Here is a 25529-nt window from a genome sequence, read left to right as displayed (position 1 = left end):
CGTCACGCCTTGATCAGCCCGGCGTCGTGCAGGGCGTCGGCCGCGGCGGCGACGGCGCCGAACGGCAGCCCGGACCGCTCGGCGACGTCCAGCAGACTGTGCTCGCCCTCGGAGAGGCTGAGCACCCAGAGCATGGCCAGCTGGGCCTGCTTCGCGTCGCTGCGGCCGCCGAGCGAGTCGTACAGCCCGCGCCGGCCCAACTGCGGCTCGCCGTAGGGGCTGAGGTTGACGTACCGCCGGTTGCGGTCGAGGACGGCGAACGCCTCGCGGCAGACGGCGAGCGTGTCCGCCATCGCCTCCGGGGAGACGAAGTCCGGGTTGTCCGCCGAGGTGTGGTACTCGGGGTAGCCGGCGTACGGGGTCCGGCTGAGCGAGCCCACGCCCAGATCGAACCCGGGCGAGCAGTACTGCCGCTCGTCATAGCCGTACGGAGTGAACTCGGTGATGTGGTGCGGGCGTTCGGAGGCGGTCAGCACGTGCCGCATCACCCGGTCGATCTCCGCGTCGCCGCGCCTGCTCCGCTTGTACGTCAGTTGGCCCGAGTCGCCCGCGCAGGCCAGCACGAGTCCGTGCCTGACCCGTTCCACCCGCTCCGCGTTGCGGGCCAGCCAGGTGATCGCCCCGATGGTGCCCGGCGCGAAGATGAACCGGTAGGTGTAGTACGGAGTCGTCTCCGCCAGCGCCCGGGCCAGGAACGTCGCCACCGCGATGCCGGCCAGGTTGTCGTTGGCCAGCGAGGGGTGGCAGACGTGGCAGGAGACGATCACCTCGTCCTGGACCTGCCCGGGTACCACGTGCTCGGCGTAGGTGAGGTGGCCGTCGGCGAGTGTGGAGTCGACGCGCACCTCGTACTCGCCGTCCGGCAGCGCGTCCAGGATCTCCTGTGCCAGGCAGAACCCCCATTCCGGCTTGTAGTAGCTGGTGCGGTACGGCACCCAACTCGGGTGGTCCGGCAGGGTGTGCAGGTGCGCGCGGAGCTCGGTCAGCGGCATGGTCGCCGACACCGGCACGCTGTAGCCGAGCACGTGCAGGCTGGACGCGGCGAAGTCGACGACCCGGTGGCCCGAGGCGTCGGCGACGTACGCGTCCCGGATGTTCCACTCCTGTGGCACCGTCCAGTCGAGCACCTGCGTCCCGGTCGGGACCTCGTGCACCCGCAGCGGGAGGTACTCGCCGACGATGTCCAGGGTGGCGCGCACCCCGTCGCCCGTGATGCTCCGGCACAGTGGGTACAGCCGCTCCACCAGCGCGTGCATCTGTTCGCCGGCCCCGGTCGTCGTCCCCTCGCCGGCCGCGGTCATCGGCGCCACCGCAGGGTGTCGTCGACGGCGCCGGCGTCGGAGGCCGCGCGCAGCACGGCCAGCCGGGTGAACCGTTGCTCGAAGTCCTCCCGGGTCAGCCCGAACTTCCGGTAGGCGTCGGCGAGTTCGAGCGCCCCCCGCTTCACCGTCCACTCGCAGTCGAAGCCCGGTATCGCGGCGCGGAACCGGGAGAAGTCCACCCGGTACGACCGCGGATCGGCGCCGTTCTCCCCGGTGATCCTCACCTTCGCGCCGGACACCGCCTCGGCGACCTGCTCGGCGATCTCGGCGACCGTGACGTTGTTGGTCTCGCTGCCGATGTTGAACGCCCGGTCGTGCACCGCTTCCCGGGGCGCGGTCAGCGCGGCCGCGAAGGCCCGTGCGATGTCGGCTGCGTGCACCAGCGGGCGCCAGGGGGTGCCGTCGGAGAGCACGAGCACCTCTCCGGACAGCAGCGCGTGCCCCACCAGGTTGTTCAGCACGATGTCGGCGCGCAGCCGGGGCGAGTAGCCGAACGCGGTGGCGTTGCGCATGAACACCGGGCTGAAGTCGCCGTCCGCGAGCGCGTGCAGGTCGTCCTCGACCCGCACCTTGGACTCCGCGTACGGCGTCACCGGCCGCAGCGGGGCATCCTCGTCCACCAGGCCGTCGCCGCCGGAGGCTCCGTAGACCGAGCACGTCGACGCGTACAGGAAACGCCGCACTCCGGCGTCGCGGGCCAGCCGGGCCAGCCGTACGGAGGCGTGGTGGTTGATGTCGTAGGTGAGCTCCGGCGCCAGCGATCCCAGCGGGTCGTTGGAGAGCGCGGCCAGGTGGATCACGGCGTCCACCCCGGCCACGTGTTCGGCCGTCACGTCCCGCAGGTCCACCCGGGTCCCCGGCGGGTCCGCGGGCGGCGGGCCGAGGACGCAGTCGGCGAACAGGCCGGCGTCGAGACCGACGACCTCGTGCCCGGCGGCCGCGAGGACCGGGGCCATCACGGTGCCCAGGTAGCCCTGGTGTCCCGTCAGCAGTACGCGCAAGGTTCATTCCCCCACATTGAAAGTGCCCAGATCGAGAGTGAGTTTGGTGACGGCGAACGCCTCGGCGTAGCGCGCGTGGCATTCGATGCCGCGGATCCGTGCGAGGCCGAGGAAGGCCTCCCGGTCGTACCAGGGCCGGTGCCGCTGCGAGGGGTAGTGCTCCTGCAGCAGCCGCACCTTCTGTTCGGCGATCTCCGGCGACAGCGGCTGGTAGGCCGCCGGACGGCCGAGATCGCCGTCCCACTTGACGATCTCGTAGCCGAGGACCAGGTGGTCGCGGAACGCGGTGGGTATCAGTCGCGCCAGGCCGCGGTGATCCTGGTGCGCGTCCTCGGTACGCGGGGCGAGCACGAGATCCGGCTCGGTCCGCGCGCGCAGCTCCTCGACGGCGGCCTTGGCCTCCTCCCACTGCGCCGGCAGCCGGCCGTCCGCCAGCTTGAGCACGGTCAGCCGCAGGTCGGCGCCCGGGCAGAAGGCGGCGAGCGCGGCCTCCTCCTCCTGCTCGCGCTCGCTGCCGCCGCCGGAGAGCACCAGGGCGTCGACACGTACACCCGGCTGCGCGAGGCACAGGGTCAGCAGCGTGCCGCCGGCGCCGATGGCGATGTCGTCGCAGTGCGCGCCCACCGCGACGATCCGGTCCACGGGCCCGGTACCGAGCCGGATCACGCGGTGCTCACCCCGGCGTTCGCTCCCGCGCCGGCCCGTTCCCACACGGCCCAAGGGCGGTCGCCCCGGGCGTAGGCGTCGTCGAGCGCGGCCCGCTCCTTCACGGTGTCGGTCGGCTTCCAGAAGCCGTAGTGCCGGTGCGCCACCAACCGGCCGTGCTTGGCGAGTTGGGCGCATCCGTCGGCGACCAGGTCACCGTTCTCCGGTATGTGGTCGAAGATCTCCTGGCGGAGCACGAAGTAGCCGCCGTTCTCCCACAGCGGCATGTCGCTCACCGCGGTGATGCCCCCCACCAGGCCGTCCTCGCCCAGCTCCACGCAGTGGAAGGAGGACTGCGGCGGCACCACCATCATCGACGCACCGGCGTCGCGCCGGGCGAACCGGTCGATCATCTCCGGCAGCGGAGCGTCGGTGAGCACGTCGGCGTAGTTGGCGAGGAACATCTCGTCGCCGTCCAGGTGGTGCCGCACCCGGCGCAGCCGCTCCCCGATCGGCGACTCGATGCCGGTCTGCGCGAACGTGATGGTCCAGTCCGAGATATCGGTGGAAAGGAGCTCGGTCCGTCCGCCCCGCAGCACGAAGTCGTTGGACGTCGTCTCCTCGTAGTTGAGGAAGAAGTCCTTGATGTGGTGGGCCCCGTATCCGAGGCACAGGATGAACTCCGTGTGCCCGTAGTGCGCGTAGTAGCGCATGACGTGCCAGATCAGCGGTCGCGGGCCGACCATCGCCATCGGCTTGGGCACGTCGTCGGACGTTCCGTTGCGCATCCGCATCCCGTAACCGCCGCAGAACAGAACGACCTTCATGCTGCGATCTCCTTCACGACGTGACCTCGACAATGCTCAGTTCCGGGATGGGAAAGACGAGCCGGCCGCCCCAGTCGTGCACGAAGGACAGCTGCTCGACCAGCTCGGCCCGCAGGTTCCACGGGAGGACGAGGACGTAGTCCGGTCGGTCGGTGGCTATCTGCTCGGGTGACAGGATCGGGATGCGGGTGCCCGGAGTGAACCTGCCGTGCTTGTAGGGGTTGCGGTCGACCGTGTACGGGAGCAGGTCGGGCCGGATGCCGCAGTGGTTGAGCAGGGTGTTGCCCTTGCCCGGGGCGCCGTAGCCGACGACCGTCTCGCCGCGCTCGGCCGCCTCGATCAGGAACTTCAGGAGGTCCCGGCGCACCTTGGCCACCCGGGCGGAGAACTCGGTGTAACCCGACAACTCCTGCAGCCCGGCGGCCTTCTCCCGGTCCAGCACCTCGGCCACCCGCTGCGTCGGCTCGCCGGCCGCCTCGGCCGGCCGGGCCCACAGCCGGATCGAGCCGCCGTGCGTGGGCAGCAACTCGACGTCCACGAGCGTGAGTCCGCCGCTCGCAAGAGCTCGGATCGCGGACGCGACCGTGTAGTACTGGAAGTGCTCGTGGTAGATCGTGTCGTACTGGTTCTCCTCGATCAGGGTCAACAGGTGCTGCACCTCGATGGAGACCCAGCCGTCGTCGGCGACCAGGGCACGCAGCCCCTGGGTGAAGCCGACCACGTCGGGGATGTGCGCGTACACGTTGTTGGCCACGACCAGGTCCGCCGGGCCGTGCTCGGCGCGGACGGCCGAGCCGGTGTCCGGGGACAGGAACTCCGTGACTGTGGGCACACCCGCGTCCCGCGCCGCGGCGCCCACGTTCACCGACGGCTCGATGCCGAGGCAGCGGATCCCGCGGTCCACCACATGTCTCAGCAGGTATCCGTCGTTGCTCGCGACCTCGACCACGAAGGCGTCGGGGCCGAGAGCAAGGCGCGCTGCGGTGTCGGCGACGAACGTGCGCGCGTGCTCCACCCAGGAGGTCGAGAAGGAGGAGAAGTACGCGTACTCGCTGAACGTCTCCTCCGGCGTGATCAGCGGAGGGATCTGCGCCAGCCAGCAGTCGGTGCAGACCCGCAGGTGCAGCGGGTACGTCGGCTCCGCCCTGTCCAGTTGGTCCGCGGCGAGAAAGCTCTCACATGGTGGCGTCGCCCCAAGGTCGACGACGCTCGCCATCGCTTCCGAGCCGCAGAGTCGGCATCGTGTCATCTGCTGTCCCCATCCCCCCTGCCCGCGCGGGTGTCCCCGCCGCGAGCCAGTGCTGACCGACCCGCGATCGCGGTGCGGTACTCCTCCACCAGGCGCTCAAGGCCGACGGCCGGGCTGAAGTCCCGCTCGTAACGGCGCCGGGCCGCCTGGCCCATCTCCCGGCCCAGGGCCGGCCCGGCCGCGATCCGGCGTATGCAGGACGCGAGCGAGGCCGGATCGCCCGGCCGGTGCAGCAGCCCGGTCACCCCGTCCTCGACGAGTTCGACGAAGGCACCGTGACCAGCGGCGACGGTCGGGACCCCGGCGGCCATCGCCTCCACGACCACCAGGCCGAACGCCTCCAGCCACGTCGAGGGAGCCACCACGGCGACCGACCTCGCGATGGCCTTGCGGCTCTCCGCCGTGTCGTACAGGCCGACGCAGCGCACGTCGTCCCGGCCCGCCGCCCAGGCGGTCACCTCCTGCTCCAGCGGCCCCGCGCCGGCGATCACGAGCGGCACGCCCACACCGCCGCTCGCCGCGATCTCGTCCCACGCGGCCATGAGCAGCCGCACGCCCTTGGCCTCCGCGAGCCGGCCGAGATAGAGCAGATGCTCGCCGTCGCCCGTTCGGAAGGCGCCCGGCTCCGGCACGAAGTTGTGCTTCACCGCCAGCCGCTCGGCCGGCATGCCGGCCCGCACCAGGACGTCGCGCTGCGCCGCGGAGAGGCAGAAGAACCGCTCCACACCGGACCACCACCACCGCCGCCGGTTGACCGACAGGCTGACCGCGAGCGGCACCGTCGCCAGCCGGGAGTTCCGGTAGCAGCCGTGCCGGACGGCGGGCAGTGGTGCGGAGCCGACGCACTCGGTGCACGGCTTGCCGCCGCGTTGCAGCGTGCCGGGCGGGCAGACCTGGGTGTAGTTGTGCAGCGTGGCGACGGCGGGCACGTCGGCGTCGGCGCAGGCGGCAAGGACCGCGGGCGACAGCAGCGGGAAGACGTTGTGCACGTGCACCACGTCCGGCCGTTCGGTGCGCAGCCGGGCGGCGAGCTCCGTGCGGACCGCCGGGTTCCACGGCACCAGGAGCGGCAGCGCGGCCTTGGAAAGGAGGGACCGGGCGGCGATGTCGTCGCTGCGCCGCTCGAAGACCTCGACCCGGTGGCCGGCCTCGCGCAGCAGCGCGACCTCCTGGTCGACCACCTTGTTCTCCCCACTCGGCTGTGCCGAGGCGTAGCGGTTGTGCACCACGAGGACGTGCATGCTCAGGTCACCTCCGATCTTCGGGCCCATCGCGGGATGTGTCGTCGCGGGGCTTCGGGCGTGGGGAGTCGAGGGACTTCGGGCGTCGGGAGGCGAGTCGCCGCGGCAGGTGTCGCCAGCAGTGAGGCGGCCACGGCCAGATGCAGCAGATACGGCGAGGCGTCGCCAAGACCGGCCTCGGTGTACGACGCGATCCCGCAGTAGCTGATCAGGAAGATCGCGCAGGCCCTCGACAGCGATGGTGGCCGCAGCAACGCGACGCCCGCCAGGACGACGACGATCGCCGCCACCAGGGCGACGCCGATCAGACCCTGCTCCTGGTAGACGGCCAGCCAGCTGTTGTCGATCGGCAGCCCGCCGAACGACTTGTCGCCCAGGCCCATGCCGAACAACTGCTCCGAGGTCGTCCGGGGCGCTGCCAGCAGGGCGTCCCAGACCTTGGCCCGACCGGTGAGATTGGAGAAGTTCTCCTGGCTCTGCCCGCGCAGGAACCACGCCTGCAGCGCGGAGTTCAACGCCACCGCGGCCACCGTGGCGCACAGCACCGCCCAGACGAAGAACCGGCGGGCGGCGGCACTGGTCAGGACGAGCGAGCCGATCGCCAGCGCCAACCCGATGAGCAGCCCGAGGGTGGCCGTCCGGGTATGGGTCAGCACGAGCAGGACGAGTGACGGCACGATGACCACCGCCGCGCTCGCCCTGTCGGTCCTGCGGCCCAGTACGAGCAGCACGGTGAGCCCGATGATGACCGCCGCGTACTGTCCGATCTGCGGTGGGGTGAGCGGCCACAACGCGCCGACGAGGCGTCCGCCGTAGAGCTCGGGCATGGCCGCGCCCGGTGACACGACCAGGCCGGCGGCCACCGACCCGAGTACCGCGAAGTACATCCGGATGTGGTGTCGGACGAACGTCTGGCCGCCGTCCCACCAGCGGCTAAGCAGCCACAGCGTGCCGACGAAGAGAGCCAGCCGGGCGCAGCGGAACAGCGCGCCGAACCCGGACTCCAGGTTCGCGCTGGAGATCACGCTCAGCACCAGCAGCAGGGTGAGCAGGAACACGAAGGCGCTCGCTCGCAGGCGCAGCCGGAGATTGACCGCGAGCGCCAGCGCGAACGCGGCGACCAGAGCACCCATGGTGACCATCTGGATGAGGGAGCGGGGCAGCGGGACGATGGTCTTCGCCCCGGTGGAGCCGAGCGTGTTGAGGATCAGCAGCCCCCAGACGACTCCGACGATCCTCGGTGTGCCGCCGGGGCGCGGTTCGGGGCCGGGCAGCGTGCCCGCCGTGTCGGTTCCGCCCGGCAGTCCGCCGTGCCGCAGGTCGCCACTCATCTCAACCACCGGCCCGTGGACCGAGGGTGCTGCCCGTGTCCTGCTGGTAGGCGTTGCCCTGCCACTCCTTGAAGCCGAGCACCCGGCCCGGGTCGTGGGCGACGAACTTCCATGATCCGACGTAGACGTTGTCGTGCCAGCGGTTGTGCTGTTTGCGGGTGATCGCGTCGGCCACCCGCTCGCCCTTGTAAGGCGACCAGTCCGGATAGGTGCCGTAGTTGGACAGCACCGCCATCCGGTCGCACATCGCCGTGCACTCGACGACGGACTTGTCCAGCACGAAGCGGTTGTCGTGGATGTCCACCCGCTGGGTCTTCCACCGGCAGTCGCTGTAGAGCGGTGGCTCGGCGATCGCCGGCTGCGCGCAGCGCTCGGCGTTCCGCACCAGCAACGTGCAGTCACCGGACGAGGTGTTGGCCGGGCTGTTGCAGAACCGGTCGGCGTTCTCCCACAGGGTGATTCCGGACCAGTTGTTCTCCAGCAGGTTCCCGAGGACCTCGATCTTGTCGGTACGTGCTCGGATCCGTGGTTCGCCGCCGGACTCGGACAGGTAGACGGTCGCGTACGGGAAGTCGTCTCCGCCGTCTGCCCCCTTGCGCCCCTCGACCCAGTTGTTCCGCAGGATCGTGTTGTTCCGGATCACCGCGTTGTAGCTGGTCTCGTAGATCAGCGCGGCACCGTCGTTGGCCTCGATCACATTGTTCTCGATGCGGAAGTCGTTGTTGTTCGTGTCCGCCCACAACCCTGTTCCGCGGTTGTCGTGCACCCAGTTGCCGCGTACGTCGGCGCCGTCGACGGCCCAGAACTTGATGCCTCCGGTGCAGCCGCAGCCCTCCCGCCGCCGCTCCCAGTCGCCGGTGTTGTTGCCCACGATCTCGTTGCCCTCGACCACCAGGCCGCGGATGGAGTCGCCGGCCTTGTACGCGTTCATGCCGTACTGACCGTTGTCGCGCAGGCAGCTGGCGCGGACCTGCTGGCGGGCGCCGGCCATCAGTCCGGCGGCGGAGTTGTACTGGATCGTCGCGTGCTCGATCACCCACCCGTCGGCCGAGTCGTGGTTGACCACGCCCTCGTCGTGCGGCGCGACGAAACGCTGCACGGTCAGGTAGCGGATGGTGACGTTGTCGGCACTGCCGCCGAACGCGTACTGGTTCTTCTTCCGGCCGTCGAGCACCGCGCCCGGCGCGCCGAGGTAGCGGTTCCCCTCCTTGGGGATGACCTGGGCGTAGCGGTCGGGATCGAGCCTGTGCTTGCCCGGCCGAAGCCAGAACGTGGTCTTCGGAGGGTTGCTCTTGGTCTTCGCGGCCAGGTCACCGACCACCGCGGGGTCCACGGTCACCGCGCCGGCCGGCGCCTTCGTCGGCCCGGCCGCGGGCTTGGCGCACACCCGGGCCACCGATCGGGCCGCGGACGGGGCGGATGCGGATCCCGGGGCCTTCGGCTCCGCCTTGGCGCCCTGCGAACCGTCGCAGCCGGTCACCGTCAGCAGGGCCAGTGCCAGCGGGGCCGCCGCCAGTGCCCAATGCCGCCTCCTGACGCTCACTCGTCCCCCCGGCCGCGGAAACCGAGCACGGTGGTGAACCCCTCCGCGCCGTCGGTGAAGCCGGTGCCGACCAGCGTCGTGGCGGGTTCCTTTCGCCCGAAGCCGGGGGAGTACCAGCCCAGCGGCGGGTCGGTCTCGCCGCGATGCGACCGCCAGCTCAGCTGCCCGGGCAGGTCGAGCACCGCGGAGCGCTCCTCGCCGTCCAGGCTCCAGGTGAGCACCGCCCGGTTGTCCGCCAGGTCCGCGGCGATCGCGGGGCCGAGGTGGAACGCCAGCCGCACGGCCCGGCGCGGGCCGCGCACCTCGTCGACGATCCTCAACTCCCGGCTCGTGGCCGTCAGTTCCACCCGGCGGCGGTGCACGCAGGGCTGGTAACCGTCGTGCTCGCCACTCCAGTGGGCCGTTCCCCCGTCGGAGGCGTCGGACGTGTCCGCGACCAGGACGCGGCTGCGGGCCTGCCGGGTCCACAGGAACGGGCCGCCGGAGACGGACTGGTCAGTGCCGTCCAGCTGCAGGGTGTTGTGGCCGAGGGTCGAGCGGAAGTACTGCCGCCACTCGGGCTGCCCGTGATAGCAGAACGTCCCCGGGTCGGCGAGCACGTCGACCCCGTCGTGCCGGACCTCCACGGACAGCGCGTCCGCGTGGGCATGCGCGGCGATGGACAGGAAGCCGTGCGGACCACCGTCGCAGCGGCACCAGATCTCTCCCGGACCGCGCAGGATGGTCATGCCCGCGTCCGCGAAGTGGCCTGGTCGGCCTGCCGGGCGGGTCACGGCCGGTGCGGTTCCGTTTTTCGGATACGGGCGGATGAGCGCGGCCAGCAGCGGGGTGCGCACATCAGTGCCGGTCACCTCCGGCCACCAGCCGAGCCGGCCGAACACGGCGTCCCCGGTGGCCAGCAGTGAGGCCCAGCGGTCGGTGCCCGCGCCGTCCACGATCAGACCGTGCCCGTCGTCCGCGTCCCCCTGACGTGGGGGCCGTAGCCGGTTGTCCACGACGGCCGCGAGCGCGTCGGTCATCCGCAGCAGGACCAGCCGGATCGTTGCCGGGACCGGCACGTCGGCGGCGTCCGCCTCGGCCACCGCGGCCAGACCGAGTTCCAGCACGAGTCCGTGATACTCGGTGGCCAGCTCGCGGTTGAGGCCGGAGGGGAAGGTGTTGCTCCGCAGGTGCCGCTCAAGCGACCGCAGCGCGCCGGCCCGCCAGTGCGCCGAGGAGGGGAACCACCCGAACGCGCAGGCCGCCGCGAACTGTCCGGCGGCCTCGGCGATGACGTGGTTGTTCGCCGAGGACCCCCGGCTGGGGAAGGCGGCCAGCCAGCGCTGGTGGTGCCAGATCTGGTTCAGCGCCACCGGGTTGCCCTCGAAAAGACCGGCCGCGCCCGGCCAGCCGTCGAGCAGCCGGCGGATCCACACCCAGGACAGCAGCCGGATGCCCAGCTCGATGCCGCTGATCCAGTGCACCCCGCGCAGCGGCGGGTTGGCCGTCCACCACGACCGCAGATGCTCGGCCACGCGCTCGGCGTACCGCTCGTTCCCGGTGATCGCGTAGGCGGCGGCCAGCTGAGTGAGGTACTGATGCCGGGACGGCTCCCAGATCTGCTTGATGTCCCCGACCGCGTCCTCGTTCCGGTACGGCACGTCGAAGGCGTAGCCCCCCGGCGCCCGGCGCCCGGTCTTCGGGTCGCACCACCAGTCCGGGTCGGTCAGGTCGTCGCGGACCACCCCGAAGTACTCGGCGTGCCCGTACATCAGCCGGTCCGCCTCGGCGACCAGACGTTTCGCGGCGTCCGGGGGTACTGCGTCGAACGTCCCGGCGGGCAGTACCGCGGTGAACCGGGCGCCGGTCACGCTCGGGCAGTCCGGCGGCTCCGACCGCCACCGTCGCCTGCGCACCGCGTCGCCCACCCGGCCGCCGACCTCCCGCGGTCCCATCCGGGACAACCGCCGCAGGTACCAGGCCGCGCTCATGGTCATCGCGCCCTCGCCAACGTCACCGGCGCGCCGCCGGCCAGGCCGGCCTGCACGGCGAGGGTGGCCGACGTGGTGGCGACCAGCGACTCCAGCGGCACCGGCATCGGCCCGCCGGTCCGCACGGCCCTGATGAACGCGGCCAGCTCGGCGTTCTGGCCCTTGTCCCGGGCCTTGGGCAGCCGCGAGCTGACCCACTGCTTGCGGCCGACCGTGCCGTCCGAATACACCGAGGCACGGACGAAGTCGTCGAGCCTCAGCACCTTGCCGTCCGCGATGAGGTCCAGCGTCTCCTTGGGGAAGCCGGCCGCGCCCGTGGTGACGTAGCTGATGGTGGCGGTGGATCCGTCCGGGTAACCAAGGACGACCTGCAGGTCCTCGTTGCCGGCCGGGGAGATCGCGTACACCGATACCGGGTCGGCATCGAGCAGCCAGCTCGCCGTGTCGATGAAGTGTCCGCCCTCGCCGGCGAACCGTGAGCCCTCGGTGCCCTGTCGGAGGTACCAGCTGCCGTGCTGCAGCCGGCCCGCGTTGACCAGGTAGCGGAGGCTCGCCGGACCGGTCCGGGCGCCGAACCGCTTCCTGGCCTCCTGCAGCAGCGGCGCGAACCGGCGGTTGAAGCCCACCTGCAGCCGGTCGTTGCCGGACTCCTCCACCGCCGCGAGCACCCCGGCCAGCTCGTCCTCGGTGAGGGCCAGGGGCTTCTCGACGAACACCGTCTTGCCGGCCAGGAGCGCTCTGCGGGTCAGTTCGGCGTGCGAGCTGTGCCGGGTGACCACGAACACCGCGTCGATGGACTTGTCGCCGAGCACGGCGTCGAGATCGGTGGTCGCGTCGGCGAAGCCGAACTTCCGCTGCGCGTTGGCCGCGGACAGCGCCGTGGTGGTGACGACGGCCGACAACTCGACGCCGTCGCGCCGGGCCAGGTGCGGCAGCAGCATCGACGTCGCGTAGTTTCCCGCGCCGACGAACGCGAGGCGCACCGGCGAGGTGGCGGCCCGGGCCGGGGCGGACGCCTTGTCGCCGCGCCGTACCGCGGGCACGGCCACCGCCGGGGCCTCCGCCGCCGTCTCTTCCTTCTGTTCGGGGTACCGGAACAGCACCGCCACGGCCTTCAACTCGCCGTCCTTCAGGCGCTGGTACGTCTCGACGGCGTCGTCGAAGTCGGCGACATGGGAGACCAGGGGCTCCACGTCGACGCGGCCGCGGGCGAGGAGATCGAGGAAGCACGCCAGGTTGCGGCGCTCGGTCCAGCGCACATAGCCGATCGGGTAGTCCCGCCCCTCGAGCTCGTACTCCGGGTCGTAGCGCCCGGGGCCGTAACTGCGGGAGAACCGGACGTCGAGCTCCTTCTCGTAGTACGCGTTCCACGGCAGGTCCAGGCGGCACTTGCCGATGTCGACGACCCGGCCGCGGTCCCGGCAGAGCCGGGCGGCCAGCTCGACGGGCTGATTGCTGCCGCCGCCGGCCGCCAGGTACACCTGGTCGACGCCGTGACCGCCGGTGAGTTCGGCGACGGCGGCCTCGACGGCCGTGGACGCGGGATCGCCGCAGGCCGCGGCGCCCAGGCGCTCGGCGAGCTCGCAGCGCACCGGGTCGGGGTCGACGCCGACGACGCGGACCCCCGAGGCGGCGAGGAGCTGCACCACCAGCTGCCCGACAAGACCGAGGCCGATGACCAGCGCCACCTCGCCGAGCTGCGGCTCGCCCTGGCGGACGCCCTGCATCGCGATCGACCCGACGGTGCCGAAGGCCGCGTGCCGCGGCGCGAGGCCGTCCGGCACCGGGGTGTAGAGGTTCTTCGGCACCCAGTTCAACTCGGCGTGCAGGGCGTGCTCGTTGCCGGCGCAGGCCACGAGGTCGCCGGCCTTCACGTCGTCGATCCCGGCGCCGACCTGCTCGACCACCCCGCACAGCGAGTAGCCCAGCGGCGTGTAGGAGTCCAGCTTGCCCATCACCTTGCGGTAGGTGGCGGGCACCCCGTTGGTGGCGACGCTCTGCATGACCTTGGCCACCTGGTCCGGCCGGGAGCGGGCCTTGCCCAGCATCGACATACCGGCCTCGGAGACCTTCATCAGCTCGGTCCCGGTGGATATGAGCGAGTAGGCCGTGCGGACAAGGACACCGCCCGGCTTGCACCCCGGCACCGGAACGTCGAGCACCGCCAGCTCGCCGCTCTTGTAGTTCTGAACAACCTGCTTCACCCGAAGTCCCCTTGTTTCTCAGCCGTCTTCGCTGTCTTCGTCGTCTTCGTCGTCTTTACGCCGCCGAGCGATTGCTCTGTCCGGAGCCGGAGGTCGCGTCGCGATACCAGTACTCGAGCGTCAGCACATGCCACAGATGCTTGGAGAAGTCCCGCTGCCCGGCGGCGTCCTCGGCGACCATGCGCGCCAGCGCGTCACGGCGCAGGAGTCCGGAGTTGACGAGCACACCGTCGTTGACCACCTCGCGCACCAGCGGTGCCAGATCCCGGCTCATCCAGGCGCGCAGCGGGGCGCTGAACAGGCCCTTGGGCCGGTACACGATCTCCCGGGGCAGGATCGAGGTGGCCGCCTCCTTGAGGACGGCCTTGCCCTGCCGTCCGACGATCTTGCGGTCGCCGGGCACGGCGAACGCCGCCTTGACCACCTCGACATCCACGTACGGCACCCGCACCTCGGTCGACGCGGCCATGCTGGAGCGGTCGGTGTAGGCGAGGTTCAGGCCCGGCAGGAACATCCGCGCGTCGCCCAGGCACATACGGTTGACGAAGTCGTCGAGGTCGTTGTCCTGGTAGATGTCCGCGTGCTCGGTCAGCACGTCGTCGACCGTCCCGGCCAGGTCCGGGTCGACCAGGGCCAGTAGCTCCTGCTGGTCGTACATGGTGTAGCTGCGCCGGAAGGCGGTCTCCTCCGGCAGATCGGCGAAGGACAGGAACCGCTTCGCGAAGCGCACCGACCGGTACCCCCGGCGGGCCGTGGCGACCGGCAGCCGGTCCACGGCCCTGGACAGGCCGCGCCGCAGGGGCCGCGGGACGCGCTGGTAGCGCAGCGCGAGCAGATTGGCCAGGTGCTTGCGGTATCCGGCGAACAGCTCGTCGGCGCCCATCCCCGAGAGCATCACCTTGACCCCGGCCTCCCGGGCGGCCTCGCAGATCAGGAACGTGTTGATCGCGGCGGGGTCGCCGATCGGCTCGTCCAGGTGATAGGTCATCCGCGGCAGCAGGTCGAGCACGTTCGGAGCGATCTCGATCTCGTGCAGGTCGACGCCGAACCGCTCGGCCACCTGCCGGGCATAGCGCAGGTCGTCCGGCATCGCCTCGAACTTGGCGTCCTCGGCGCGGAACCCGATCGTGTAGGCGGAGATCCCGGGCCGGTCGCGGGCCGCCAGCGCGGTCAGGTAGCTGGAGTCGAGGCCCCCGGAGAGGAAGGTCGCCACGGGTACGTCGGAGAGCAGGTGGCGTCGAGTCGACTCCTCGACGACGGCAGCTATGTCCGGCTGCTCGCCGGCCAGGGCCCGCTCCCGGCCCTCCGCGGCGACGTCCTTGAGGTGCCAGAACCGGCCGTGCTCCACGCGGCCGTCGGGCCGGAACCTCATCCAGCTTCCCGGCGGCAGTTTCTCCGCCTCGCGGAACGCGCACCGTGAGTCCGGCACCCAGTAGTACAGCAGTGAGGCCACCAGCGCCCCATGGTCCACCTGCAGCGAACCGCCGGTGGCGGCGGCGAGCGCCTTGAGCTCGGAGGCGAACACCAGGCCCCCGCCGCGCCGGAGCAGGAACAGCGGCTTGATGCCCAACTGGTCGCGGGCAAGGACCAGTTCACCGGTGCGCTCGTCGAAGATCCCGAACGCGAACATGCCGCGCAGCCGGGGCAGGCAGTCCGTGCCCCAGCGCCGCCAGGCCTCAAGCAGCACCTCCGTGTCGGAGGTGCCGCGGAAGCGCACCCCGGCGGACGCCAGCTCGGCACGCAGCTCGGGCGCGTTGTACAGCTCGCCGTTGTACGTCAGGACGAGGCCGCCCGAGACCATCGGCTGGGCGCCGGTCTCGGACAGGTCGATGATGGCCAGCCGGCGGTGCCCGAGCTGTACTTCGCCGTCACCGACGGGGTGGCCGTACCGGCCCGTTCCGTCGGGACCGCGGTGGGCGAGGGTGTCGGTGAGCCGGTCGGTCACGACCTTCCCGTCCGGCCATCGGTAAGTGCCTGCGATGCCACACATGTCCTACCGCGCCTCCTGGTCGTTGTCCGGGCCCTGGGCGGCCCGCACCGGCAGCCGCTCCGTCCGCCGCAGGTCCTCCCCCACTGCCTGAACGGCGTGGGAGGTACCCCCACCGTTCTGCCGGGCCGACCGCTCGCTCTGGCCGCGCAGCGCGGTGTGCAGCCCGTCCCACAGCGTCCCGTCGGTCCGGTCACGCGGATCGGGGTCGATCAGCACCACACCGATCACCGGAATGCGCTGGTCCGCGAGCTGCCGCGCCACGGTGTGCAGCCATGCGGCGCTGCCGTGCCCGGCACGCACGACGAGCACGGTCTGCGTGCCGAGGTACTGGAGGTCGGTCCACGCGGTGCCTGGCGCGACCGAGCCGACGCCGATCGGGCGATCCTGACGCGACACCGCCGCGGCACGCGCGCCGCTGACCACGGTGGGGGCTCCCGGCTTCTGGCGGCGGCCTGCGAGCTGCGGGCCGGGCAGACCGTCGATGACGACCACCGGCCCCTCCGCCGCCAGTGCCCCGGCGAGGTCCAGGGCGATCACGCTCGTGCTGCGGGCACAGCCCAGTTCCAGCAGCGACACCGGTTCCGCGGAGCCGCGCACGGTGCGGGCCAGATGCGCGGTGAGCCGTTCGCGTGTCGCCCGGGTCCGTCGGCGCTGCCACAGCCTGCCCGACCGGCGGGGCAGTTCGGCGATGACCGAGGCACCCAGGTTCGCCGCGATGTCCCGGCGCAGCACGGGGCGGTCCGCCACCACCGTGCGGACCGCGGCAAGGGCGAGCCCGACGACGAGCCCGAGGACGAGCCCGATCGCGGCATTGGTGACGGCGGTCCTGGGCAGGGAGTGCCGCACCGCGCGCGGTGCGTCCACGATCTGCGTGCCGGCGACGACCTTGGGCGTGCCGGTGCGCGCCTCCGCGGCGCGCTGGTCGAAATCGGCGATCCGCGAGTTGAGTTCGGCCCGGCGGGCGAAGAGCGTCTCGATGGTCGCCGACGCCGTCGGCTCGCTCTCCGGCGTTCGGGTTCCGATCTCCTCATTGACCTGGGCGAGTTCGTCCCGCATGCGGTCACGCTGGTCGAGCAGTGCCTTGGACTCGGCCTGCGCGGTTTCCCGCATCCGTCGCACATGGTCCGCGATGAACGCATCGGCCAGCGCCTTGGCCCGGGCCACCGCTTCCGCGTCGCTGTCACCTGTCACATCGATCTGCAGCAGGTTGTTGGTCAGGCCGGTGCCCCGGTAGTCCCGCATGAAGTCCTCCGGCTTCTCACGGGACTTGAGAGCCTGCAGGGCCTGGTCGGCGATCCGTGTGGTCCCCAGCACCGCGACGTCGGTGCGGATCAGCGTTCCGGTGTCGTTCGGCTGGTCCTCCGCGTGCGAGACCAGCACCTTGGTCACCGCGCTCGGCGGCGGTGGCAGCAGGACCGCCATCGCTCCGCCGGCCACCAGCCCGAGGAGCGCCATGGCGCACCAGAGGCGGCGGCGCCTGCGCACCGCCACCACCAGCGCCTGAAGGTCGAAGAGCGGAGTGGCGGCCGACGACTCAGAAGTCGTGCTCGTCGTCACGCTGAACCTCCCGTCGAGTGGCCGCGAACCGCGAGTGCGGGAGCGTCGCCGTCCGGCGGATGGCCGGAAGACCTTGTCTCGACGGCACGGACCGTGCCCGCGACGACGATGCCGACGACCTCGTGCCTGCCGTCCGCACACGCCTCGGCGATGCCGGCGAGCTCCTGTGCGGTCCAGCTGCCCGCGCTGAGTACGACCAGGGCACCGGACTCGGTGTCGCGGTCCGGCACCATCGGCCGGTCCACCGAGACCTCCACCACCCGCAGCAGCGGATCGCCCTTGGCCTCGGCGACGAGCTGCTCGGCGGCCCGGCGGGCGATGTCGTCGCCGTCCGGTACGACAGCCAACAGCCTCCGGGGAGAGGGAAGTCGGTCCCGGAGGCGGGCGCACACCCGCCGGTAGCGGATCTGCCTGCCGGCCTCGTCGACCGACCTCAGCGGGGCCGGTAGGTCCCACTGGGTGTCGATGCCGAGGAGTCGGCGGATCGAGGCCCGTGCACCGCTGTCCTCCGGCCGGTGCGCGCGCCGTTCATGAGGCACGTCGACGGTGCCGAGCAGCGACGAGCCGAGGGCCGCGGCGATCTCCGGTTCGGTGCGCGGCCGGCGATTCAGCCGTACGGCGGCGAGATGACCGATGACCGCGAACAGGAAGAACAGCAGTGCCCCGGCGACGATGAGCTGCGTCCTCGTCGGCGGCGCCTCGCCGGTCGGCCGGGCCGCGGGACCCATGACGACCATGCCGGCCAGGCTGCTCGCCGGATCGGCCTGGTCCAGCTTCGTCATGGCCTCCTCCAGCGAGGTCCGCAGCTTCTCGAGCGAGGTGCGGGCCTGCACGCTCTCCACGGTCTTCCCCGGATCGGCCGCCTTGGCCAGGTCGGTGATGCGGCGGTTGGTCTCCTCCACCTGCTGCCGCAGCGTCTCGGGCGCCGTGGCCGCGTCGGAGTCGGTGCCGCCCGCGATCCGCGCGGCGAAGGTGACGAACTGCCGGGCCACCTGGTCGGAGAGCTGCTGCGCGCGCTCCGGGGTGCCGGCCGTACCCGAGATCTTGATGATGTTCCCGTCGGCGGCCTTGGCGCTCACTCGATCCCGCAGCTCGGCGCCGCTGACGTCCGGCCAGCCGAGCTCGTCGGCCGCGCGGTCGATCACCGTCGAACTGGTCGCGATGTCCACCTGAGTCAGCAGCTCGCGCTCTTCCCACTGCCCCGGCAGCAGTACCGATGCCGACGTCGTGTACCGCGGCGGGAACACCACCGAGGCGCCGTAGCCGACAAGTGCGCCCACCACGGCGAGGGTGGCGAGAAGCCGCCACCGCCGACGGAGAATCCGCCCGATCGTGGCCAGGCGGATCGTGTCTTCGCTCAACTGCGCTGCCTCTTCCCTGTGCTGTTCGGGTCGTTCGCCGACACCGGAGTGCGGTCACGGCACGCGGCGGCGTAGGCGGCGAGCAGCGACGCCTGCGAGTTCCGCCAGGAAAGCCGCCCGCTGATCCGCTCCTGGCCGATCGTGCCCATCCGGGCCCGCTTCTCCGGATCGTCGAGGAGCAGCGCGATGAGCTTGGCGAACGCGGCCTCGTCGTTGTCGGGCGCGTAGACGGCGGCGTCACCGGCGGAGACGCGCGCCTCCCGGAGATCGAACGAGACGATCGGCCGGCCCATCGCCATGTACTCCAGGACCTTGTTCATGGTCGACACGTCGTTGAGCGGATTGCGCGGGTCGGGGGAGAGGCACACGTCCGCGGTGGACAGGTAGCGCACCAGGTCGGCGTCCGGGATGCGCCCGGTGAACTGCACCTGTTCGGAGAGCCCGAGCCGCCGGGACAGTGCCACCATCGCGTCGAAGGCGTCGCCGGAGCCGACGAACACCGCGTGCCAGTCGGTCCGCCCGATCTCGTCGCGCAGCTTCGCGAGGGCCCGCAAGGCGTAGTCGACGCCGTCCTGCGGGCCCATGACACCGAGGTAGCACAGCAGATGAGGCTTGCCGCGCTTCAACTCCGGCTCGGGCGGCACCGGTTGGAACCGGTCGGTCTGGGGCGCGCTGCGCACCACGAAAACGTCCTCGGGCCGCCGGCCGCCACGGCTCACCGCGACGTCCCGGTAGCTCTCGTTCGTCGCGAGCACGATGTCCGCGGCCCGGTAGGTCCGCCGTTCCAGCGCGCACACGGCGCGGTAGAGCAGATCCTGGCCGCGGTCGAACCGGGATAGGTACAGCTCGGGTACCAGGTCGTGCTGGTCGAAGACGAACCGCGCGCCGCGCCGCTTCAGCCACAGCGCCGGCAGGAACAGCAGGTCGGGCGGGTTGCAGGCATGGACCACGTCGACCGGGCCGACCTTGCGGGCCAGCCGGGCCGTGTGCCACAACGCCGATCCGTACTCCCGCAGATAGCCGGCCGGGCCTCCGGTGGCCGCGCGCAACGGGTAGCGGTGGATCCGTACGCCGTCGATCACCGCCTCCGGCTCCGTGTCCCGCTTCTCCCCCCGGGGACAGATGACGTGCACGTCCCAGCCCGCGTCGCGCAGGGTCGTGCACTCCTGCCACACCCGCCGGTCGAACGGCACCGACAGGTTCTCCACCAGGATCAGCGCGCGACGGCCGGACCCGTCGGCGCCGGCCGCGTCTTCGAACGATCTGTCACCAAGCAAGGCCCACGTACCCCGGTTCGGTCCGGCGCGCGTCGGCGTCGGGAAGGTGGATGAGGTCGACTATCACCGGGCCGTCGCCATGGGGCAGCGCCGACAGCACGGCCGGATCCCTGGTCCCGACCAGGCACACCTCGGCGTGCTCCAGCACGTCGTCGACGGACTCCGCGAGCAGTTGCGCGAGGTGCGGCAGCCGGGTCTCGATGTACTCGCGGTTCGCGCCGATCAGCCGGGAGAGGCTCACGTTGGCGTCGTAGATCCGCAGGTCGTACCCCTTGCCGAAGAGTCTCTCCGCCAGCTCGACGAGCGGGCTCTCGCGGAGGTCGTCGGTGCCGGGTTTGAAGGACAGCCCGAACAGGCCCACCCGGCGCTTGCCGGTGCGCTCGACCAGCTCCACCGCACGCTGCAGATGGTCGGAGTTGGAGGGCAGCACGTGGGCGAGGATGGGTACCGAGACATCGGCCCGCTGCGCCGCGTGGACCAGGCTGCGCAGGTCCTTGGGCAGGCAGGAGCCGCCGAAGGCGAAGCCGGGCCGCAGGTAGGCGGGGCTGATGTTCAGCTTGCGGTCGGCCAGGAAGACATCCATCACCTGGTGCGAGTCCACCCCGAGCGCCTGGTACACCGCGCCCAGCTCGTTCGCGAAGCCGATCTTGAGGCCGTGGAACGCGTTGTCCGCGTACTTGATCGCCTCGGCCGTCGGGACCGGCACCCGGAACACCTCGCCGGGCAAGCCTTCGTACAGCGCCGCCACCGCGTCGCCGCTCGCCGGGTCGAGCTCGCCGATGACGGTCTTGGGCGGGTCGAAGAAGTCCCGCACGCTCGTGCCCTCGCGCAGGAACTCCGGGTTGACCGCGACCCCGACGTCCACCCCGGCCGTGCCGCCGACGTACTTCTCCAGGATCGGTACCAGCAGGTTCAGACAGGTGCCCGGGAGCATGGTGCTGCGGAACACGACGGTGTGCCGCCCGCCCCGCTCGGCCAGCGCGGCACCGATCTGCTCGGTGACCCGCTCCAAGTACGTGGTGCACAGGCTGCCGTTGGGCTCCGACGGCGTGCCCACGCAGACCAGCGACACCTCGCTGTCCATGATCGCCTCGCGGACGTCGTCGGTGGCTCTCAAGGCCCCGGTCCGCACCACTTCGGCGATGAGCTCGCCGATCCGCTCCTCGACCACCGGGGCCGAGCCGCCGTTGACCAGGTCGACCTTCACCTGGTTCACGTCCACCCCGATGACCTCGTGACCCATGCTGGCCAGGCACGCGGCCGACACACAGCCCACGTAGCCGAGCCCGAAAACGCTGACCTTCATGACCTGTCCCTCCCCCCAGGCAGGCCCCTACGGCCTGCAGTCCGCGCGCGGGCCGGACGACGACCCCCGCGCATCAATAGGCCCCCTGCCCATGGAGCACCGCACGCAGCGTCTTCCACAAGATCACTGTGTCCAGGGCCAGCGACCAGTCCTCGACGTACCGCAGGTCGAGGCGTACCGCCTCCTCCCACGCCAGATCGCTGCGTCCGCTGATCTGCCACAGGCCGGTGAGCCCGGGCTTGACCAGCAGCCGCCGCCGGATGTCCGGGCCGTACTCGGCGGTCTCCTCCGGCAGCGGAGGCCGCGGACCGACGAGCGACATCGATCCGGTGAGTACGTTGAAGAGCTGCGGGAGCTCGTCGAGCGAGTACCGGCGCAGCACTGCTCCCACCCGGGTCACCCGCGGATCCCGGCGGAGCTTGAACAGCAGACCCGCGCCCTCGTTGTGGTCGGCCAGTTCGGCACGTGCTCCGTGCGCCCCGGCGACCATGGTGCGGAACTTGAGAATGGTGAACTCGCGCCCGTTCTTGCCGACCCTGCGCTGGCGGTAGAACGCCCCACCGCGACTGTCCACCATCACGAGCAGTGCGACGAACACCATCAGTGGTGCGAACAGCATCAGCAGAATCGTTGCGCCCAGCCGGTCGACGACCCCTTTGATCGCCCGGCGGCCCCCGGTGAAGGTCGGCATGCTGACCCGCAGCAGCGGGATCCCGAGCACCGCGTCGACGTGCAGCCGCGGGCCGGCCACTTCCATCAGCACGGGGGCCACGACCATCTCGGCATCGCTGCCTTCGAGGTTCCAGGCCAGCCGCTGCAGCCGGTCCGGTGACCAGTGCGGGTCCGGAGTGACCGCGACGACGCGGTAGCCGTCGTGGCGGACGTGCTTGGCGACGTCCGTCAGCCGGCCGACGACCGGCACTCCGTCCAGGTGGTCACCGTCGAGCCCGCGACCGTCCGTCGTGCACACCGCGTCCACTCGCCAGCCGATGTGCGGGAACTTGCGGGTTCGTGTGATCAGGTCGAGCACGGTGGCCGGGCTCCCGGCAGCGAGCACCGGTCTCAGACACCGCCCTTCCTTCCTCTGTTTGTGCAGCCGCAGGCGGAGCAGATACCGCGCGGTCATGGTGACGAGCGCGATCGCCGGGATCGCGACGAAGATCCAGAGCTTGATGTTGCGTGAGGTGAGTGCGATCCCGCCGAGCGCCAGCACGACGGTCGCCGTGAACAGCGATCGTCCGAGCCGGCGGAATTCCTCGGCGCCCTGGCCGAGCACGGCCGGAGACCACGAACGGCTCACCGCCAGCGCTATCAGCACCAGCAGCTCGGTGCCGAATGCGAGAATTCCCCACTTCTCATGCCAGTTGGCCGCGTCCCGGGCCCCGAAGAAGTTGCCGATCGCGGCCACCACGAAAGCGGTGGCCACGGTATCGCTGGTGATCACGGTACGTCGGTACCGCTGCTCCCAGTCGATTGCGGGCCGGCTGATTGCCCCATTCGTCAGACTCCCGCGCGCCGACGAAAAAGGGTCGACTATTCCCCCCTGCCGCACAGAACCCCCCGGTTCCCAGTGGTACGACGTGATCGCCCAACACTGTTCCTCCGCCGGGAGGCCCCACCCCCCGCACAGTCCCTCCCCGCAGGAGGCGCCCGCCTCTCCGCGCATGACATCACGGCTCTTTGAGCGTTACTTGGACAGCTCACCCTGGCGGCAGTGGACTCGTATGTCCTGCCGGACTCTCAAGGTGTGCGGGAACCCGTGGAAACCCCGGGTGCTCCCCGCACCCGAAGCCCTCTCACGGGCTCGAAGAATTGATCATCCCCACGCGTGGCGCGGGGGACGCGGCTGCTGGCCTTTTGTGGTGCCGGACCCATAGATCATTACTGGTCGCCTCGTGTCCGATCAGCTGAAGCACGGTCAATCTAGACCATCGTTGCCAGTCTGTAGAGGGGGTGTGTGTAATTTGTGGTCAAGCTATGGGGCTGGATCCGCCTACCGGTGACCGCCTGCAGGTGACTGGCGCCATCGCGCAGTCCAGCAGCTCGCCCGACGGCCCCGGGCGCTGCCTCTGTGCGGTGCCGGCGGCGGTGATCGACGAGCTGGGGCGGGCCCTCCGCGGCGCCCGGTTCGACAGCGACTTGCCGCTGTTCGTGCACCACGGCGTGCCCCTGCGGGTCCCCGAGGCGGGCCGGGCGATCGACTCCCGCTGCCTGTCGTCCTTCGCACCGAATTGGCGTGAAAGGTTGGGTTCGGCGGGTGCACAAGATCTTGTAAGGCGCACACAAGGCCGCGCGCATGCCCAATTGGGCATGCGCGGATCGCGATTGGAGGGCGCATCTTGAACATGCCCGGGGCCTGAAGTAATTGCCGGCAGATGTCCGAAACGGCGCCGAACTCCGGCCCTTTTTGTTGTCTACGCGCCGCGTGGAGTAACGGGGATGACAGCACGGCATCGTCCGGACGGGACTTTCGCAGGTTCTTGCTCGGTCCGGGCTCGCTGTCATTTCGGGCCGGGCCTGTTTCAGGCTCCTGCGGCGGACGCAAGTGGCCGCCGGCTCCGCGCTCTTGGCGAATGCCCGGTGCCTGGGGCGGCGTCGGCCGGGGCAGGGTCGCGCCCCGGCCGACGTCCTTTCAGATCAGTTCTCGATCCGTGGCAGGAGAGAGACGATCCTGCTGCCGTTTCGGGCGACCAGGACATCCTCGTAGAGCAGGAGTTGGGGCTGGTCTCCGAACGCGGTGCCCGGCTTCTGCTCGGCGGTGTCGGCGTGGCCGCGCCAGACCTGCTCGCCCGTGCGCAGGTCGAGGCCGGACAGGTCTCCGGTCGGGCCGGCGAAGTACACGACCCGTTGGCCCGTCGACATCACGGGAGCCGTGAGGCCCGTCATCGTCTCCTTGTCGGGCATCTTGACGCCCACCGGGACGGTCCACAGGGTCTTTCCCGTGGTCAGCGAGTAGGCCGAGGCCTTGCCCTGCCAGGACACGGAGATCAGAAGATCACCGACGATGTCCGAGTTGGCCCGCTCTCCCTCGACCCGATAGGAGTGCGAGGTCTGCTTGCCGGAGCCGCTGAGGGTGGTCAGCCGCAGGTCCTTGTCGCCCGCGTTCTTCGCCGCGATCAGGACCATCCGATCGCCAGTGGTTCCGACGAGCTGCTGCCTGCCGGGCATGGTCACGACCTTCTCGGCGCTTCCCGTGGCGGGATCGAGACGGAGGATGTCGGTGTCGTCCGGCTCCTCGGTGTCCTGATTGCACAGGAGATAGGGCACCCCGCTCAGCACCGTGCGTTGACACACGATGCCCTTGTCCCAGGTGTGGCGCCACTTCTCCTCACCGGTCCGCGGATCGAGGGCCGACATCGTGCGGAGCGACGGGGTGTTGGCCAGTACCGCGCCGTCGATGAGCATGGCGGCCTGGTCGGTGCGGTCGTCCTGCGGCATCTCGGCCGTCCACAGCACCTTGCCGTTGTCGGCGTCCACGGCCATCAGATCCGTACCGCCGATGTAGTCCCCGTTCGGCTCCTTGTCCGCGGTGTGGTTGCGGTAGGCGTAGACCACGCCGTCGCGCGCGGCGAACGCGTGGTCGGGCCCGTCGCCCTCGCGGTTGACCTTGACGGTCCACAGCCGCTCACCGGTGTTGGCGTCGAACTTCGCGACGTCGTACTTGGACCCGCTGCAGTACAGCGCGGAACCCTCCACCAGGCAGCCCCGCTCGCCGGCGCCCCGGATGTCGCTCTGCCACGGCTTCCAGCCCTCCGGCGACACCGCCGGCCGCACGGGCCGGTCCCGCTCGGCCGTACCGCCCCCGAAGCCGAGCACCGCCCCCACGGTGATCGCGGCGACGGCCACCACCGTCCCCGCGGCCTGCGAGAAACGGCGCCGGCTGCGCCGCCGTACCACCGTTTCGGCCAGGTCGCCGGGCGCGCGCACCCGGTCCAGGGCGACCGCGCGCAGTGTCTCGCGGACCTTCTCCTCCACCTGCTCCGTCGTCATCCCTGGACCTCCTTCGGCGTGTAACTGAGCGACTGCACCTGTTCCGCGGGACTTTCGGGCCCGAGCTCCGGTACGAGCAGCCGGAGTTTGGCGAGCGACCGGTACGCCGTACTGCGCACCGTGCCGACCGGGCATCTCAGCAGCGCCGCGACCTCGGCCTCCGGCAGGTCCTCGAAATAGCGCAGTACGACCACGGCCCGCTGCCGTTTCGTCAGTTTTCCGAGCGCCGCCCACAGGGCGATCCGCAGTTCGGAGTCCGCCTCGGTGCCGGCTTCGCCGCCGGACTCGGGCAGTACGGGCACCGTCGTCTCGGCGCGGTGCCTGCGCAGCCGCCAGCGGTTGACCTGCTGGCGGTACATGATCTGGCGGACGTACGCCTCGGGCTGCTCGATGTGAGTCCAGCGCCCGTAGGCCTTCATCAGCGCAATCTGCAGCAGATCCTCCGCCGCGTGCCGGTCCCCGCCGGTGAGCAGCACCGCGAGCTGCAGCAACGCGGTGGAGCGCATCGCTACGAACTCCCGGAACTCGTCGTGACTTGTGGCCTCCATCGACCCTCCCCTTCTCGCAACCACCACGACGCGATGGGCCGCCCGTCACTATCCCTCGGCGAGCGAGATTGTGTGTTCGCACATGCGGTCGCTCCCGCCGGCACCCCTGCCGTCACTCCACCTTCGCCCAGGGCAAGATCGCACGTACCGTCACTGACGAACCGAGG

At 70.9% G+C, this 25529-nt stretch carries 18 protein-coding genes; all 18 read right to left on the bottom strand.

Going from position 1 to position 25529, the window contains the following annotated elements; all coding sequences use genetic code 11:
- Positions 1-2: 2 nt before the first annotated feature.
- The gene (locus tag JEQ17_RS08490; protein ID WP_200394648.1) at positions 3-1301 is read right to left on the bottom strand and encodes a DUF4910 domain-containing protein; all 1299 of its coding nucleotides are present in this window, start codon (positions 1299-1301) and stop codon (positions 3-5) included.
- Entirely contained in the window at positions 1298-2323 is a 1026-nt protein-coding gene (locus tag JEQ17_RS08485; protein WP_200394647.1) for an NAD-dependent epimerase/dehydratase family protein, read from the bottom strand. The genes JEQ17_RS08490 and JEQ17_RS08485 overlap by 4 nt, the downstream gene beginning before the upstream one ends.
- 3 nt (positions 2324-2326) lie before the next feature.
- Entirely contained in the window at positions 2327-2989 is a 663-nt protein-coding gene (locus tag JEQ17_RS08480) for a PIG-L deacetylase family protein (RefSeq protein ID WP_200394646.1), read from the bottom strand.
- Positions 2986-3795, bottom strand: a complete 810-nt coding sequence (locus JEQ17_RS08475; RefSeq protein ID WP_200394645.1) for a glycosyltransferase family protein — start codon at positions 3793-3795, stop codon at positions 2986-2988. Before JEQ17_RS08475 ends, JEQ17_RS08480 begins: the two co-directional genes overlap by 4 nt.
- A gap of 13 nt (positions 3796-3808) precedes the next feature.
- Positions 3809-5044 carry a class I SAM-dependent methyltransferase gene (locus JEQ17_RS08470; RefSeq protein WP_200394644.1) on the bottom strand — a complete coding sequence of 412 codons (1236 nt, stop codon included), beginning with the start codon at positions 5042-5044 and terminating at the stop codon, positions 3809-3811.
- A complete protein-coding gene (locus JEQ17_RS08465) occupies positions 5041-6285 on the bottom strand; it encodes a glycosyltransferase (protein ID WP_200394643.1) in 1245 nt (414 codons plus the stop codon). Before JEQ17_RS08465 ends, JEQ17_RS08470 begins: the two co-directional genes overlap by 4 nt.
- A 2-nt stretch (positions 6286-6287) precedes the next feature.
- Complete coding sequence (locus JEQ17_RS08460) at positions 6288-7616, bottom strand: O-antigen ligase domain-containing protein (RefSeq protein ID WP_200394642.1); 1329 nt, start codon at positions 7614-7616, stop codon at positions 6288-6290.
- 1 nt (position 7617) lies between these two features.
- Positions 7618-9159, bottom strand: coding sequence for a right-handed parallel beta-helix repeat-containing protein (locus JEQ17_RS08455; RefSeq protein ID WP_200394641.1), 1542 nt, complete (start codon positions 9157-9159; stop codon positions 7618-7620).
- Positions 9156-11135: a heparinase II/III family protein gene (locus JEQ17_RS08450; protein ID WP_200394640.1), complete on the bottom strand. Its 1980-nt coding sequence runs from the start codon at positions 11133-11135 to the stop codon at positions 9156-9158. The genes JEQ17_RS08455 and JEQ17_RS08450 overlap by 4 nt, the downstream gene beginning before the upstream one ends.
- On the bottom strand, positions 11132-13333 hold the full coding sequence (locus tag JEQ17_RS08445) for a bi-domain-containing oxidoreductase (protein WP_200394639.1): 2202 nt from the start codon (positions 13331-13333) through the stop codon (positions 11132-11134). Before JEQ17_RS08445 ends, JEQ17_RS08450 begins: the two co-directional genes overlap by 4 nt.
- A 55-nt stretch (positions 13334-13388) precedes the next feature.
- Entirely contained in the window at positions 13389-15323 is a 1935-nt protein-coding gene (gene asnB, locus JEQ17_RS08440; protein ID WP_200394638.1) for an asparagine synthase (glutamine-hydrolyzing), read from the bottom strand.
- Between the two features lie 3 nt (positions 15324-15326).
- Positions 15327-16880 (bottom strand): Wzz/FepE/Etk N-terminal domain-containing protein, encoded by a 1554-nt coding sequence (locus JEQ17_RS08435; RefSeq protein WP_200394637.1) that lies wholly within the window; start codon positions 16878-16880, stop codon positions 15327-15329.
- Positions 16877-18241: a Wzz/FepE/Etk N-terminal domain-containing protein gene (locus tag JEQ17_RS08430; RefSeq protein ID WP_200394636.1), complete on the bottom strand. Its 1365-nt coding sequence runs from the start codon at positions 18239-18241 to the stop codon at positions 16877-16879. Before JEQ17_RS08430 ends, JEQ17_RS08435 begins: the two co-directional genes overlap by 4 nt.
- Positions 18238-19518: a glycosyltransferase family 4 protein gene (locus JEQ17_RS08425; RefSeq protein ID WP_200394635.1), complete on the bottom strand. Its 1281-nt coding sequence runs from the start codon at positions 19516-19518 to the stop codon at positions 18238-18240. Before JEQ17_RS08425 ends, JEQ17_RS08430 begins: the two co-directional genes overlap by 4 nt.
- Complete coding sequence (locus JEQ17_RS08420; RefSeq protein ID WP_200394634.1) at positions 19508-20824, bottom strand: nucleotide sugar dehydrogenase; 1317 nt, start codon at positions 20822-20824, stop codon at positions 19508-19510. The genes JEQ17_RS08425 and JEQ17_RS08420 overlap by 11 nt, the downstream gene beginning before the upstream one ends.
- Positions 20825-20897: 73 nt before the next feature.
- Positions 20898-22376, bottom strand: coding sequence for a sugar transferase (locus JEQ17_RS08415; protein ID WP_200394633.1), 1479 nt, complete (start codon positions 22374-22376; stop codon positions 20898-20900).
- A gap of 1085 nt (positions 22377-23461) precedes the next feature.
- Complete coding sequence (locus JEQ17_RS08410; protein ID WP_200394632.1) at positions 23462-24814, bottom strand: outer membrane protein assembly factor BamB family protein; 1353 nt, start codon at positions 24812-24814, stop codon at positions 23462-23464.
- A complete protein-coding gene (locus JEQ17_RS08405) occupies positions 24811-25362 on the bottom strand; it encodes a SigE family RNA polymerase sigma factor (RefSeq protein ID WP_200394631.1) in 552 nt (183 codons plus the stop codon). Before JEQ17_RS08405 ends, JEQ17_RS08410 begins: the two co-directional genes overlap by 4 nt.
- Between the last annotated feature and the right edge of the window lie 167 nt (positions 25363-25529).

This window comes from Streptomyces liliifuscus (assembly GCF_016598615.1).
Lineage (GTDB): Bacteria > Actinomycetota > Actinomycetes > Streptomycetales > Streptomycetaceae > Streptomyces > Streptomyces liliifuscus.
The sequence above is the reverse complement of the archived record's forward strand: the minus strand, read 5'-3'. Positions and strand labels throughout refer to the sequence as shown.